12 protein-coding genes are annotated in these 14,935 nt (G+C 44.9%); 6 read left to right on the top strand and 6 right to left on the bottom strand.

The annotated features are described in order from the left end of the window. Nucleotides 1–76 precede the first annotated feature (76 nt). Nucleotides 77–1,387 (bottom strand): MFS transporter, encoded by a 1,311-nt coding sequence (locus ACWQ4X_RS12900; protein ID WP_457903916.1) that lies wholly within the window; start codon nt 1,385–1,387, stop codon nt 77–79. A gap of 144 nt (nt 1,388–1,531) precedes the next feature. After that, the gene (gene trhA / locus ACWQ4X_RS12895) at nt 1,532–2,173 is read right to left on the bottom strand and encodes a PAQR family membrane homeostasis protein TrhA (RefSeq protein WP_457903915.1); all 642 of its coding nucleotides are present in this window, start codon (nt 2,171–2,173) and stop codon (nt 1,532–1,534) included. Nucleotides 2,174–2,275: 102 nt separating this feature from the next. Here trhA and ACWQ4X_RS12890 point away from each other — a divergent pair, with 102 nt between their 5' ends. Both ACWQ4X_RS12890 and ACWQ4X_RS12885 read left to right on the top strand, forming a co-directional pair. Next, complete coding sequence (locus ACWQ4X_RS12890; RefSeq protein WP_457903914.1) at nt 2,276–3,499, top strand: class I SAM-dependent methyltransferase; 1,224 nt, start codon at nt 2,276–2,278, stop codon at nt 3,497–3,499. Nucleotides 3,500–3,530: 31 nt separating this feature from the next. Beyond that, a complete protein-coding gene (locus ACWQ4X_RS12885) occupies nt 3,531–3,962 on the top strand; it encodes a GNAT family N-acetyltransferase (protein ID WP_457903913.1) in 432 nt (143 codons plus the stop codon). A 56-nt stretch (nt 3,963–4,018) separates the two neighbouring features. Here the strand turns inward: ACWQ4X_RS12885 and ACWQ4X_RS12880 are convergent, their stop codons facing one another. The 3 genes from ACWQ4X_RS12880 to ACWQ4X_RS12870 all read right to left on the bottom strand — a co-directional run bounded on the left by ACWQ4X_RS12880 (nt 4,019) and on the right by ACWQ4X_RS12870 (nt 7,841). Continuing rightward, a complete protein-coding gene (locus ACWQ4X_RS12880) occupies nt 4,019–4,309 on the bottom strand; it encodes a hypothetical protein (RefSeq protein ID WP_457903912.1) in 291 nt (96 codons plus the stop codon). Nucleotides 4,310–4,484: 175 nt separating this feature from the next. Beyond that, nucleotides 4,485–6,620 carry a 3-hydroxyacyl-CoA dehydrogenase NAD-binding domain-containing protein gene (locus tag ACWQ4X_RS12875; RefSeq protein WP_457903911.1) on the bottom strand — a complete coding sequence of 712 codons (2,136 nt, stop codon included), beginning with the start codon at nt 6,618–6,620 and terminating at the stop codon, nt 4,485–4,487. A 15-nt stretch (nt 6,621–6,635) separates the two neighbouring features. Next, complete coding sequence (locus ACWQ4X_RS12870; protein ID WP_457903910.1) at nt 6,636–7,841, bottom strand: acetyl-CoA C-acetyltransferase; 1,206 nt, start codon at nt 7,839–7,841, stop codon at nt 6,636–6,638. Nucleotides 7,842–8,028: 187 nt separating this feature from the next. Here ACWQ4X_RS12870 and ACWQ4X_RS12865 point away from each other — a divergent pair, with 187 nt between their 5' ends. Further along, nucleotides 8,029–8,574 carry an adenylate kinase gene (locus tag ACWQ4X_RS12865; RefSeq protein ID WP_457903909.1) on the top strand — a complete coding sequence of 182 codons (546 nt, stop codon included), beginning with the start codon at nt 8,029–8,031 and terminating at the stop codon, nt 8,572–8,574. Between the two features lie 114 nt (nt 8,575–8,688). Here the strand turns inward: ACWQ4X_RS12865 and ACWQ4X_RS12860 are convergent, their stop codons facing one another. Beyond that, nucleotides 8,689–9,699, bottom strand: coding sequence for an AraC family transcriptional regulator (locus ACWQ4X_RS12860; RefSeq protein ID WP_016165386.1), 1,011 nt, complete (start codon nt 9,697–9,699; stop codon nt 8,689–8,691). A gap of 210 nt (nt 9,700–9,909) precedes the next feature. Here ACWQ4X_RS12860 and ACWQ4X_RS12855 point away from each other — a divergent pair, with 210 nt between their 5' ends. The 3 genes from ACWQ4X_RS12855 to ACWQ4X_RS12845 all read left to right on the top strand — a co-directional run bounded on the left by ACWQ4X_RS12855 (nt 9,910) and on the right by ACWQ4X_RS12845 (nt 14,931). Further along, nucleotides 9,910–11,028, top strand: a complete 1,119-nt coding sequence (locus ACWQ4X_RS12855; RefSeq protein WP_457903908.1) for a CaiB/BaiF CoA transferase family protein — start codon at nt 9,910–9,912, stop codon at nt 11,026–11,028. A 162-nt stretch (nt 11,029–11,190) separates the two neighbouring features. Next, on the top strand, nt 11,191–12,399 hold the full coding sequence (locus tag ACWQ4X_RS12850; protein ID WP_457903930.1) for a carbohydrate porin: 1,209 nt from the start codon (nt 11,191–11,193) through the stop codon (nt 12,397–12,399). A gap of 141 nt (nt 12,400–12,540) precedes the next feature. Then, nucleotides 12,541–14,931 (top strand): glucose/quinate/shikimate family membrane-bound PQQ-dependent dehydrogenase, encoded by a 2,391-nt coding sequence (locus ACWQ4X_RS12845; protein ID WP_457903907.1) that lies wholly within the window; start codon nt 12,541–12,543, stop codon nt 14,929–14,931. The last annotated feature ends 4 nt before the right edge of the window (nt 14,932–14,935 follow it).

Here is a 14,935-nt window from a genome sequence, read left to right as displayed (position 1 = left end):
TCTAAAAAAAGCCCTCAAGCGATGTAATGCTGGAGGGCTTTCCGTTGTGTGTTGTTATTGTCGGGTGTGACAGGAATTAAACCTGATTATTTACATCATCATTTTTAGTTTCGCGGATGGCAAGGAACGCCAACAGTGACAAGATGGAAGCCGCAGTCAGATAGTAGCCAACCGCATACAAACCGTAAGTGGTTGCTAGTTTAGTGGCAATTAAAGGTGCAAATGAAGCACCAAAAATACCCGCCAAGTTAAAGGTCAAGGCAGAGCCTGTATAACGTACAGAAGTCGGGAAAATCTCAGACAATACGGTTCCGATTGGACCATAAGTCAGTCCCATAATGGCTAAGCCTGTGCACAGGAATAAGAACACCACAAAGGTATTGCCTGATTCCAGCATGCTTGAGAACACTAAACCAAATAAGGCAGAAAGTACGCACACAGCAATAGACGTAGTTTTACGACCAAATTTTTCTGCCAAAACTGCTGAAAGCGGAATAAAAGCCGCAAAGCATAGCGTTGCAACTAACTGTAATTTTAGAAATTCAGCACGTGAATAACCGAGTTGAGTCGTTCCCCAGTTCAGTGCAAATACGGTGGTCAGGTAGAACACCACAAAGGTACAGATTGCCGCGATGGTACCGAGGATCAGCATTGGTAAATGCTTGGTCATGACTTCTTTAAATGGCACATTCACTTCTTTTTGCTTATCCAGTACTTTCTGGAAAGCTGGGGTTTCGTGCAGTTTTAGACGAATCCAAAGACCAACAATTACCAAAACAGCACTGGCAATAAACGGAATACGCCAGCCCCATTGCATAAAGTCCTGTTCAGACATAAATGCACCGAGGGTCAAGAATGAACCAGTCGCCAAGATAAAGCCGATTGGTGCGCCCAACTGTGGGAACATGCCATACCAAGCACGTTTGCCTTCAGGGGCATTTTCAGTTGCCAATAACACCGCACCTGACCATTCGCCGCCTAAACCTAGACCTTGCCCCAAACGGCAAAGGGCTAAAAGCAAGGGAGCGACAATGCCGATTTGGGCATAGGTGGGTAATAAGCCGATACAGACCGTGGAAATCCCCATGGTGAGCAGGGCGGCAACCAAGGTGGCTTTACGTCCAATCCGGTCACCTAAATGACCAAACAGAGCGGCACCAATTGGACGTGCAATAAAGGCAATGGCAAAGGTCGCCAGTGACTGAATGGTGGCTGCCATTGGGTCTGTACTTGCAGGGAAGAACAGATGCGGGAAAATAATCACCGCAGCAGTCGCATAAATATAAAAATCGAAGAATTCGATGGTGGTACCCACCAGACTTGCGGTCAGTACACGTAATTTTGAATTGGTTGCTACTTCTAATGTAGCTGTAGTTGATGACGCCATGGATAACCTTACACTTACTAAAATTAAAAGAACTTAGTTTTAAAAGCGTAATCTTTTTAAAAAAGGCGTAATTTCTTAAAAAAACAACGGAAAATCGAACTCACATCTACTCTTTTAGGGTCACTAAAACGCGAGAGAAGCCGATTAAATCACGTACAGATTGATCGCTAGGAAGTGTGATCCAGCGCCTATCAGTACAAATACATGCCAGATCGCATGGGTATATCTTACCCGTTTTAAGGCATAAAACAATGCTCCGACAGTATATGCCAGTCCACCAAACACCAGCCAAAAGAGCGCATCGGAAGATAAATAACGTTGCATATCATTGACTAATAACACCGCAAGCCAGCCCATGACCAAATAGGCAATCAGGGAAACTTTCTGAAAGCGATGAATGAAAATTAATTTGAATAGTGTTCCAAGTAGTGCAATCACCCAAAGGGCAATTAACAGCTTATGGGCTTTTTCGGTTGGGATGGCGATAGACAGAAATGGGGTATAGGTGCCTGCAATCAGATAATAAATGGCGGTGTGATCCAGTTTTTTTAGCCAAAAGCGTTTTTCATAAGTTTGCGCCATGTGATACAGGGTAGAGCCTGTAAACAATAGAATCATACTGAAACCATAGACCCAAAGCCCGATCCATTGTCCCGTACTTAAATATGAGCCTTTAATTACCAGCAGGATGGTGGCGATACAGGCAAGACCTGCCCCGAGCGCATGGCTCCAGACATTAAACTGTTCTTCAGTCGGATGGTAATCTTGCACATGGGGCGCGGTCATAGGGGCTGCTTTTTATTAAAAATACAACTGTATAGTAATTCAATTTTGCTTTTCGTGTAAGACGCTTTAAAATTTAGTCGCAAATTTGATTAGGTTTATAGTATGTCTGACTCGACTTCTCCTTCTGCTCAGGAACAACAGTTTCTTGATGCTGTGCAGCAAGCCCTTGAAACACATAGTTTTGAGCGTTTAATCCTGAGCCAATATAAGGGGGAAATGCAGCAGTTAGAAAAAATGACATTTCGGATGATTGAGTTGCAACAGCAACCCGTTTTGAATGTTTTATATCGACATAAAACCCAAGATGTTACTAAAAACTATCCAATCTCTGAGGCGATGCCAATCATTGCGGAGCATTTGGCGAGTTGTAAACAAGGCAATTTATTTGCTTCGACTCAAGACCTACAACTGAAACGCAATAAGAAAAAAGACTTACTGACAATCACCCAGAAAACCACTTCGAGCAAAGCTGAAACACGTGCAACCCAAGCGCATGATCGTAGCAAGCATCGCTTTGTAGAACAGGAAAGTGTGTTCTTACAGCATTTAGGTATTACCGATGCGCAGGTGCAGATCATTCCGAGCATGGCGCGGAAATGGAAACAGATTAATAAATTTGTGGAAATTTTTTCGGGTGCTTTGACTCAACTTCCCAATCAAGATCAGGCCTTGCGTGTGGTTGATTTTGGTTCTGGCAAAGGCTATTTAACCTTCGCGTTGTACGATTATTTGGCGAAACATCAGCAAGTCCCGTTTGTCACGGGCGTGGAACTGAATGAAAAGATGGTGCAGTTCTGTCAACAGGTGGCTGCGGCTTCTGGCTTTAGCCAACTCGACTTTTTCCAAGGCGATGTGAGAACCTATCAACCCGAACGTTTAGATGTGATGATTGCCTTGCATGCCTGCGATGTGGCAACCGATTTTGCCATTCATACGGGTATTCGCTTAAATGCGCAGATGATCATGTGTGCGCCATGTTGTCATAAAGAATTACGTCCACAATTGAAAAGCCCCGAGGTGCTGAAACCGATGCTACATTTTGGTATTCACGCAGGGCAGCAGGCGGAAATGTTGACCGATACCATCCGTGCCTTACTGTTAAAAGCCTATGGCTATGAAACCAAGGTGTTCGAATTTGTGTCTTTGGAACATACCAGCAAAAATAAAATGATTTTAGCCACCAAACGTGCCGATTTTGTTGCACCAGATCCAGCAGTATTGGCACAAATTGAGGCTTTAAAAAATATGTATGGTATTCACAAGCATTCCTTGGAATTGCTGTTAAATGATCAATGGGATCAGCGCGATATTGGGGCCAAGTGCTAATCGTATCTGCAAGATGCAAAAGGAAATCGACATGACATTACAGATTCGTACCGGGACTTGGGCTGAATTGCAGAGTGATGCAATACTGATTCGCGAGCAGGTCTTTATTCAGGAACAAGGCATAGCTGAGGCGGATGAGTGGGATGAGCAGGATCACGTCTCGCAGCACTTTGTGGTCTATGCAGATGAACACCCGATAGCGACCGCACGCTTATTGCCAAGTCATAATATAGGTCGTGTAGCCGTTTTGGCTACACATCGTGGACAAGGCATTGGCAAACTGTTGATGCTCGATATGATTCAGCAAGCCCTGCAACAACATCGTCCTTTACTGCAACTGTCGTCTCAGGTACATGCGATTGCCTTTTACCAAAATTTAGGTTTTGAAGTTCGTGGGGAAGCTTACTTAGAGTGTGGTATTCCACATATTGAGATGCAGATGAGTTTGGTTGAGTCTGCTTGATCGAATCTAGCGAGAGCAAATAAAAAAGCCATCTTAAACAAGATGGCTTTTTTTGATTAGTGTCCGTGATGCGCGGTTGAGGCTGAGGACTCATTCATCGCGGCATGCTCTTCGGCACTCATATTCATGTGTTGAGCATCGGATGCAGCACTCATGTCCATTGTGTGTTCTGCTGGTGCACTGCTGGCTTGGGCTGCACGTGCTTCACGTTGTTTACCTGGCATATAGTCAGGTTCGTTCTGCATGGCTAAATAGAACACCACTAGAAAAATAATACTCAGAATTGTGGCAATAATCAGGGCCTTCCAACCCCATGGGGATTTTTCAGGAGAAGTATTGTCTGACATAACAAATAACCCAATGGATAAAAAGAAACTTCTAAAATTTATGTAACTTTATAACATAAAATGTGATAGATGCAGACCAAATTTTATAAAAAGCTTAATTGTTCTTATTTTAGCTGATGGCATATCGCTGATTTGGAAGGAGGTGCCACCCAAATCAGCATGTCTTGATAGAAAATTATTGAATGCGCTCGTTGCGTTGCACCTTTTCTCTTAAAAGTTGTGGTGGATTAAAGCGCTCGCCAAAACGCTCAGCCAATTGTTCTGCGCGTTGCAGTGCAGCGTCTAGTCCATATTGATTCAGGAATTGAATGGCACCGCCTGTCCAAGGGGCATAACCAATTCCGAAAATCGAGCCGACATTAGCATCAATTACGGATTCTAAAACACCTTCTTCATAACAGCGCAAGGTATCTAGCGCTTGTACAAACAGGAAACGGTCAATCATGTCTTGTTCAGAGATCTGATTTGCTTTAGCCCAGCGTTCGAGTCCTTGCCATAAGTGTTTTTTGCCCTGTTCAGGATAGTCATAGAAACCTGCACCCGCAGCTTTACCTTTACGGTTTAGCTCGTGAATCATGCAGTGTAACACCTCATCTACAGGCGTTTGCGCTAGGGTTTTACTTTCGGCTTGTAGGGCTTTATGTGCTTCATTCGCGACATGTTCACTCAAAGTTAAGGAGACTTCATCTTGAATCGCCAGTGGACCGACGGGCATACCTGCTTTAAGGGCTGCCATTTCAATTTTGGCAGGGTGCACACCTTCAGCCAGTAAACGCATGCCTTCCTGAATAAAGGTACCAAACACGCGACTGGTAAAGAAGCCACGACGGTCATTTACTACAATTGGTGTTTTCCCAATTTGTTGCACAAAGTCATAGGCTTTGGCGAGTGTTTCGGCAGCAGTGTTTTTACCTTTGATAATTTCAACCAACTGCATTTTATCGACAGGGCTAAAGAAATGTAGACCGATAAAGGCCTGATCATTTTTGCTGGCTTGCGCTAAACCAGTAATCGGTAAAGTTGAGGTGTTAGAGGCAAAAATTCCTCCATCTGCCAGATACAGTTCAGCTTCCTGAGTCACTTGGGCTTTAAGTTCCTGATTTTCAAATACGGCTTCAATGATCAGGTCACAACCGTGTAAATCTGCTGCATCCGCCGTTGCAGTAATCAATGACAAAATCTGATCACGCTTTGCTGCGCTTAATCGACCTTGGGCAACGCGTTTATCCAATAGCTTTTGCGTATAGGCTTTGCCTTTTTCTGCATTTTCGATAGAGACATCTTTTAAGATGACAGCAATGCCTTTGTTGGCGGTGGCATAAGCAATGCCTGCACCCATCATACCCGCACCGAGCACCCCAACTTTGCTGGCTTGCCACTTGGCAACATGGGCAGGACGGCTCGCACCAGATTTGATTGCATTTAAGCCATGCCAAAAAGTCCCAATCATATTCTTAGAAATCTGACCAACGGTCAGTTGCGTGAAGTAGCGTGATTCAATCCTTAATGCCGTATCGACATCGACCTGAGCACCTTCAACTGCTGCTGCCAGAATTGCTTCAGGAGCAGGGTAGCAGCCTTTGGTTTTGTCTCGCAGCATGGCTGGGGCAATGGCAAGCATTTGCGCCACGACAGGACTTTTCGGATCGCCCCCTGGAATCTTGTAGCCTTTAACGTCAAAGGGTTGCTGACTTTTTGGATTCGCTTTAATCCAAGCTAAGGCTTTTTCTAGCAACTCTTGTTCATTCTCTGCGGTATCCTGCACCAAGCCGAGCGCTTTGGCTTTTTCAACACCAAATTGTTTGCCTTCCATCAAGAAGGGCAAGGCGTTTTGCAAACCGAGCAAACGGACCATACGGACGATGCCACCGCCACCAGGTAATAAGCCTAAGGTCACTTCAGGTAAACCAAATTGAGTTTTAGGGTCATTGATGGCAATGCGATAATGACAGCCGAGGGCAATTTCCCAGCCGCCACCGAGTGCTGTGCCATTTAAAGCCGCGACTAAGGGCACACCAAGGGTTTCAATACTGCGCAGGTTGCCTTTCAGTTTTTCCACCATATTAAAAAAATCAGTAGCATGTTCGGGCTGGACTTGAATCAGTTCATCCAAGTCACCGCCTGCAAAGAAAGTCTTTTTGGCAGAACGGAAAATAATGCCGCTCAAATCCGTTTCCGCTTGCAGCTTTTGATTGACTGCACCCAGGGAATCACGGAATTCTGCATTCATGGTATTGGCAGATTGACCTGATGAGTCGAGGGTAAGAATGACGATATTCTCTGCGTTTTTTTCGTATTTAATCGCGCTCATTTGTATTTTCCTTCCTTAGACCAACTCAATAATGGTGGCGATGCCCATCCCACCACCGACACATAAAGTGGCTAAACCACGTTTTTTGCCTTGACGTTCCAGTTCATCCAATAGCGTTCCCAAGATCATGGCACCTGTTGCACCCAGCGGATGTCCCATCGCAATCGCACCACCATTCACATTGACTTTCTCGGCAGGCACATTTAGCTCCTTCATAAAGCGCATCACCACCGCAGCAAAGGCTTCATTCACTTCAAACAGGTCAATATCATCAATCGATAAGCCCGCTTTGGCTAAGGCTTTACGTGCAGCAGGCGCAGGACCCGTGAGCATGATGGTTGGATCGGTACCCACCAGTGCCGTTGCAAGCACTTTGGCGCGTGGTTTTAAACCTTGTTCTTTCACGGCTTTTTCAGAGGCGAGTAACACCACAGCAGCGCCATCGACAATGCCTGAGGAATTGCCTGCATGATGTACATGCTGAATTTTTTGCGCTTCAGGATACTTTTGTAAGGCCACCGCATCGAAGCCCATTTGTCCCATCATTTCAAAGCTTGGGTTGAGTTTAGCTAAGCCTTCAGTCGTGGTATGCGCTTTAATAAATTCATCTTTTTCTAAAATCATCACCCCTGAATGATCTTTGACAGGGACAACGGATTGATCAAAATAACCTTTGGTTTGTGCAGCAGCGGCTTTTTGTTGTGAAGCGACGGCAAAAGCATCCACATCGGCACGGCTATAGCCATCTAAAGTGGCAATTAAATCGGCACCAATCCCTTGTGGCACAAAAGCCGAATTTAGGTTGGTTTCAGGATCGAGTGCCCAGGCACCGCCATCTGAACCCATCGGTACGCGTGACATGGACTCGACACCGCCTGCAACCACGACATCTTCCCAACCTGAACGGACTTTTTGCGCGGCTAAATTGACGGCCTCTAAACCTGAGGCACAGAAACGGTTAATTTGTACACCTGCCACATCATCATGCCAACCTACCGCAATGGCAGCGGTTTTTGCAATGTCTGCACCTTGATCACCAATGGGGGTCACGCATCCCAGTACAATATCGTCAACTTTGGCGGTATCCAGTTGATGGCGCTGTTGTAATTCTTTTAATAAGCCAACGACCAAGCTGATTGGTTTCACTTCATAGAGTGAGCCATCTTTTTTCCCTTTTCCGCGTGGCGTGCGTATCGCATCAATGATGTAAGCCTCGCTCATATTCTGATTCCTTGTGTATTTTCATGATTTTCTGCTTTTCGAGTGTAATGATTAATTGAGGAAGCGCAATGACAAGAGTGGTTGAGTGAACTTGATAGTTTTGGTCAATTGGGGTGTGTGCCTATTAACTTGATCAAGGTAGGGCTTGATTAGTAAACTACGTAGCCATAAAAAATAATCTACATAAATGAAATTTATTAATATTGTTGGAACAACTGCTTCAGGTAAAACCACATTTTCCCGACAGTTAGCACAGAAATTAGATTTATCTCATATTGAAATGGATGATTTATTTTGGCTCGATAATTGGCAAGAAACGCCAGATGATCAGTTTTTCTTAAAATTACAAAGTCAGATGAATGCTGCGGATGAGGGATGGGTGCTAGATGGAAATTATTCGCGGACGTTGCCTTTAAAACTAGCAAAGTTAGATACGATCATTTGGTTGGATTATTCATTTCGTTTAAATTTTTATCGTTCTATTAAACGTGCGATCAGCCGAGCAATGAGCCAAAAACCCTTGTGGAAAAGTTCAAATAATCATGAAACGTTTCGACGAAGTTTTTTGTCCAAAGACTCCATTATTTTATGGATGATCAACCATCATGCGAAAAACCGCCAGAAATATTTAAAGATGATGCATGACCCTCAATATCAGCATCTCCAACTCATTCGTTTAGCTTCACCGAAACAAGCCGCAGAGTTTTTACAAAAAATTAAGAGCGTATCATGAGGTATAGTGGCGTAATGTCTTTGAGGGATCTAGGGGAAAATATTGACTGTAATAAGCGAGAACAAGCCAGGATAGACAGCTTTATATTAAAGCTGTCTATCCCAAATTACACGATTATAGGTAACCGTGTAATTGACGGTATAAACCTGGGGTCACACCTGTCCATTTTTTGAAGGCGCGGTGGAAAGTACTGGTTTCACTAAAACCAACTTGCTGTGCCACATCTTCCAAAGTGAGATTTGGATTGAGGAGTAAGTGAATCGCAGCATCACGACGCAAGGCATCTTTTACACCTTGATAGCTTTTGCCTTCCGCAGCCAGACGACGACGTAAAGTTTGCGGTGAAAGATACAGCATCGAAGCAACATCATTCAGCGTTGGCATTTCTTCACCAATTTGACTCTTTAACACTTCACGGATACGAGAAGTGAGCGAGTTGGTATTTTTGAATTTAACCAAGAGCTGTGCTGGTGCTGCTTTTAAGAATTCTTCTAGCGTTTCTTCGTTTTGGCGAATTGGTAAATCTAAATAATCTGCCGCAAAGGTGATTTCGGTACGTGGCATGTCGAACTGCATCACGGGTGCGAAAAACAGGGCATCATATTCATCGGCATGAGCAGGACGCGGGTAGCCAAAATGAACACGTTCTAAAGGCAAGCGACGTTCAATCAACCAAGATGCCAAGCCATGCCAAATCATCAACATACTTTCGGTGATGAAATGATTCGGATCCATCTCGGTTGGAATCAGGGGAACAAGGCGGGCTTCGTGCTTATCGCGTTCAAGCGAAACACACCACTCATCGCCAAACAATTTATAGAATTGTGTCGATAATTCGAGTGCATCACCCAAGGTTTTTGCATGGATGATCAGTTGGCACATGATGGCAAATGTACCCAAGCGACGCGGCTGAGTATCAAAACCAATATGTTCATCCTGAGTCACCATCCATAACATTTTCACAAAACGTGTGTATTGTTCTGGAGAAATTCGAGCTTTAGGCTGACGTAGCAGTTCGGCTTCAATTCCGACGTGCGAAAGTAAGGTTTCGACATCCATGCCGAGGCGTTTTACGCCAGTCAAAGCCGCATTGACAAAGTGGATACTAATTGTATCGCGGCTCATGTTAAATCCTTCAGTCTCTTTTGTATTCACTTGCGTATGACCTAAATGACGCTAAAAAAGTTTTTATAGGCAATTTACAATAATAAAATTTGCCTTTCTACATGGTAAATTGCCGAAATGATCAAGGTAAATGGCTGAACATGACATTGTTTTGTTGATTTTATATTTCTAAGATACATAAAAATACAATAGTTCAAGAGTAAAAAGAACATGCAGCATGCTTTAAAAGGATTGAAAGTACTCGATTTTTCAACACTGTTACCTGGCCCATTTGCCACTTTATATTTGGCGGATATGGGGGCTGAAGTGATTCATGTGGAATCGCCAACCCGACCTGATCTGATTCGTCTTTTCCCACCCTATGCCCATGGACAGGCGACAGCGCATCTGTATTTAAACCGCAATAAACAGTCGGTTGCCTTAGATTTAAAAGATCCTGAAAACATTGCTGCGATTAAAGCGAAGATCCGAGAATACGATATTGTGGTGGAGCAATTCCGCCCTGGGGTCATGCAGCGACTGGGATTGGACTATGCCACTTTAGCGGAAATTAACCCACGACTGATTTATTGTTCCATTACAGGCTATGGTCAAACAGGTGACTATAAAGATAAGGCAGGGCATGACATTAACTATTTAGCCTTATCTGGTATTGCAGGGCACAGTGGACGTCAGCAGAGTGGACCACCCCCTTTGGGTATTCAGGTGGCAGATATTGCGGGCGGTTCGCTACATGCCGTGATTGGCATTTTAACCGCGGTGATTGAACGCGCCCAGAGTGGGCAAGGGCAGTATATTGATATCTCCATGACCGATTGTGTGGTGGCGTTGAACAGTATGGCTGCTGCGGCTGCATTGGCAGGAAATATCACCCCACAGCCAGAATCAGGAATCCTGAATGGTGCCAGCTTCTACGATTACTATGAAACGCAAGATGGGCGTTATCTTTCTATTGGCAGTCTAGAACCACAATTTATGTCAGGTTTGGCAACCTTGTTGGAACTGCCGCTGCTGTTAGAGAAAGGTGCTTCACTCCATGCGGAAGAGCGTCTTGCAGTGAGACAGGCAATACAACAAAAGATTAAAACCCGATCTTTAGAGGCGTGGCAGCAACTGTTTTCGGCACAGGATGTTTGTGTCGAGCCCGTGTTACAGTTAAATGAGGCCTTACATTCCGACTTGGCACAACAACGACATTGGGTGGTACAAGTGCCCTTACAGGAACAGTCCACTGAAACCCAAGCGCAATTGGCCTGTCCAATCAAATTTTCCCGTTCTGTCATGCGTTATGACTTTATGGGGCAGGCTTTAGGTGCAGGCAGTTGGTAAGCTGCATCTCATAAATTCAGCCATTGATGATGAGGATTTTAACAAAAAAACGACAAAAAGATCATATTTTAACCATAAAAAACAGGCGTAACCTGAACAGGAATAACATAATTATAAAAGGTTGCAGGTATGCAAAAGCTCCGAATCACAAGGAACTGCTTCATGTGCTGTTTGATGGGCTTGAGTATGAATTCTGGGGCTCATGCGCAATCCGCCTTTGCTCTAGACAGCCCTTGGATGTTTGGGGATTGGAACGGTGCCCGAACTGAATTGCAAGCCAAGGGGTACAGCTTTAATTTGGGCTATACGGGTGAAATGGCATCTTTAATGGATGCCAAAGTTCATTCCAATCATGGCACTGAATATGCCGATCAGTTTGTGCTTGGAAGCCATTTTGATCTCGGGCAGATTCTCGGCTGGGAAGATACGGAAGTGCAAATCATTGTCACGGAACGCAATGGACATTCGCTATCGCAAACCTCGGATGCACTGGAAGGGCACTTAAGCTCAACTCAAGAAGTCTGGGGGCGTGGGCAAACTTGGCGCTTGACCAATCTCTGGATTAAAAAGCAATTTTTAAATCAAAAATTGGATATCAAAGTCGGACGCTTTGGCGAAGGCGAGGACTTTAATAGTTTCGATTGTGATTTTCAGAATTTGGCTTTATGCGGTTCTCAGGTAGGGAACTGGGTTGGAGATCAATGGTTTAACTGGCCCGTTAGTCAATGGGCGGCAAGAGTGAAATATCAAATCTCCCCTGAACTCTTTAGCCAAATAGGAGCCTATGAATATAACCCCGAGAACTTAAAACGCAGTCAGGGCTTTAATTTAAGTACTTCGGGCTCGGATGGTGTCATTGTCCCAATCGAGTTGGTCTGGCAGCCTAAAATTGGCGTGCAAGACAAAACTGGTGAATATCGACTGGGCTATTACTATAGCAGTGCGGATGCCGTAGAAATTCAGAATCCGAATGCCACATCGCATAAGCAAGGCATGTGGATGGTGGCAAAACAACAGTTATTGCAACATGCGCAAGATCCTCACCGTGGAGTGACGGGATTTATCAATCTGACCATGCATGATGACAAGACCAATAGTGTGGATAACATGCAGAATATCGGTCTGATCTATACAGGTCTGCTGGACATGCGCCCGAGAGATGAAATTGCATTGGGATTTGCGCGTATTCATCTGAATGATGATTTAAACACGGGGCAAGACGAAGAATACAACACGGAATTGTATTACGGTTTACAGGCGACCCATTGGTTGATGATCCGCCCAAATTTGCAATACATCCGACATGTCGGCGCCTATAAGGACGGAGAAAATGTCTGGGTTGGGGGAATCAAGTTCCAGACTGCATTTTAAATGCCTCAAGCATCCTTTCTGAATGAATTTTATCAACATCAATTTGCAGCGAACTATAAAAGAAACCAAAACAATAGGCACTCTGTCATGTAGGACATTGCAGAACATGCCACCCAGAATAAAATGAATGAGGTGAATAGAATGAGTAACCCATCGAATACCCTGCGAACCTTGACCGTCATTGTGATGCTGGTGATTGCTGCCTACTTATTGATTGGTGGTGTCTGGCTGATTGTGCTGGGAGGTTCCATCTACTATGTGATCGCAGCGTTGTTGCTTCTCGCATCCGCATTTTTACTTAAACAGAGGCAATCTTCTGCGTTATGGCTCTATAGTTTGTTGATGCTGGCGACCATCTTGTGGAGTCTATGGGAAGTTGGAACCGACTTTTGGGCGTTAGCCCCCCGACTGGATATCTTGGGAATCCTCGGATTATGGCTGTTGATTCCTGCGGTGACCCGCAACATGAGTGCAGTACAGAGTAGTAAAATTGCCCTTTCAGGGACGTTGCTGATTGCAATCTGCATTATGGTCTATGCGATTTTTAATGATCCGCAAGAAATTAATGGTGTGATCAAGCAACCACAGCCAGAGTCAGCGCAGGCAATAGATGGTATTGCAGAACAGGACTGGCCTGCCTATGGGCGGACTCAAGCAGGAGTGCGCTATTCTCCACTGACACAGATTAATGATAAAAATGTCAAAGACCTCAAGGTCGTGTGGACATTCCGTACGGGGGATGTCAAAACCGATCAGGATTCAGGGGAAACCACCAATCAGGTGACGCCAATTAAAGTCGGTGACAATCTGTATATGTGTACCACTCATCAATGGTTGATTGCCTTAGACCCTGCCAGTGGTCAAGAAAAATGGCGTTATGATCCTAAACTCAAAGCCGATCATACCTTTCAGCATCTGACCTGTCGTGGGGTGATGTATTACGATGCTAATAATACCGCCGAATTCGCCACCAGCTTGCAAAGTCGAAAAACCGTATCTGCGGAATGTCCACGTAAAGTGATTGTTCCTGTGAATGATGGACGCTTGGTGGCAGTCAATGCCGACACAGGAAAAGTCTGTAGTGATTTTGGTGAGCAAGGTGAGGTGAATTTACAAAAATTTATGCCGTATGCCTATCCAGGGGGGTATAACCCCACATCTCCAGGGATTATTTCAGGCACGACCATCGTGATTGCGGGTTCAGTCACAGACAATTACTCCTCTAAAGAACCTTCAGGGGTGATTCGTGGCTATGACGTCAATACGGGTGAATTGCTTTGGGTCTTTGATACAGGGGCGCAAAATCCGAATGCCATGCCCAATGAAAGTACCACTTTTGTACATAACTCACCGAATGCGTGGGCACCTTTGGCCTATGATGCGAAACTGGATATCGTATATGTACCAACAGGCGTGGGAACACCCGATATTTGGGGCGGAGATCGTAGCGAACTAAAAGAACGTTATGCCAATTCCATGCTGGCTATCAATGCCAGTACAGGCAAACTGGTGTGGCATTTCCAAACCACACATCATGATTTATGGGATATGGATGTGCCTGCGCAACCATCTTTGGCCGATGTACAAGATGCCACTGGTCAAACTGTTCCTGCCATTTATGTCTTAACCAAAACAGGCAATGTCTTTGTGCTGGATCGACGGACAGGAAAAGCTATTGTGCCAATTACTGAGCGTGCCGTTCCTCAAGCCGTGAAACGTGGACCACAAACTCAAGGTGAGCATTATGCAGCAACCCAACCATTTTCTACTTTGAATCTTGCCCCTCAAGAAAAGTTAAAAGATAAAGATATGTGGGGTGCGACCATGTTTGATCAGTTGATTTGCCGCGTATCTTTCCATCGCTTGAATTATGATGGCATTTATACCCCGCCTTCTGAAAATGGTACTTTGGTCTTTCCGGGGAATTTAGGTGTATTTGAATGGGGCGGCATGTCAGTGAATGCCGATCGACAGGTCGCTGTGATGAATCCTATCGGCTTGCCTTTTGTCAGTCGTTTAATTCCAGCCGATCCAAACCGACAAGAGATGGCGAAAGGTGCAGGCACTGAACAAGGAGTGCAACCGATGTATGGCGTGCCTTATGGCGTAGAAATCAGTGCGTTCTTATCGCCACTCGGCTTGCCATGTAAACAACCTGCTTGGGGCTATGTGGCAGGGGTGGATTTAAAAACTCATCAAGTGGTCTGGAAAAAACGGATTGGTACTATTCGCGACAGTCTGCCGCAATTGTTCCAGTTGCCGCCTTTAAAAATAGGGGTGCCAGGTTTGGGTGGGCCTATTTCAACCGCTGGTAATGTCATGTTTGTCGCGGGTACACAAGATAATTATCTTCGCGCATTTAATGTCACGAATGGTGAGCAGTTGTGGGAAGGGCGTTTACCCGCAGGGGGGCAAGCCACACCCATGACCTATGAAATCAATGGTAAGCAATATGTCGTGATTATGGCTGGTGGACACGGCTCCTTTGGCACCAAGATGGGGGACTACTTGGTCGCCTATGCCTTGCAATAACGGA

It is taken from the genome of Acinetobacter sp. NigerLNRRAM0016 (genome assembly GCF_054112845.1).
This window is presented reverse-complemented; position numbering and strand designations above follow the sequence as displayed.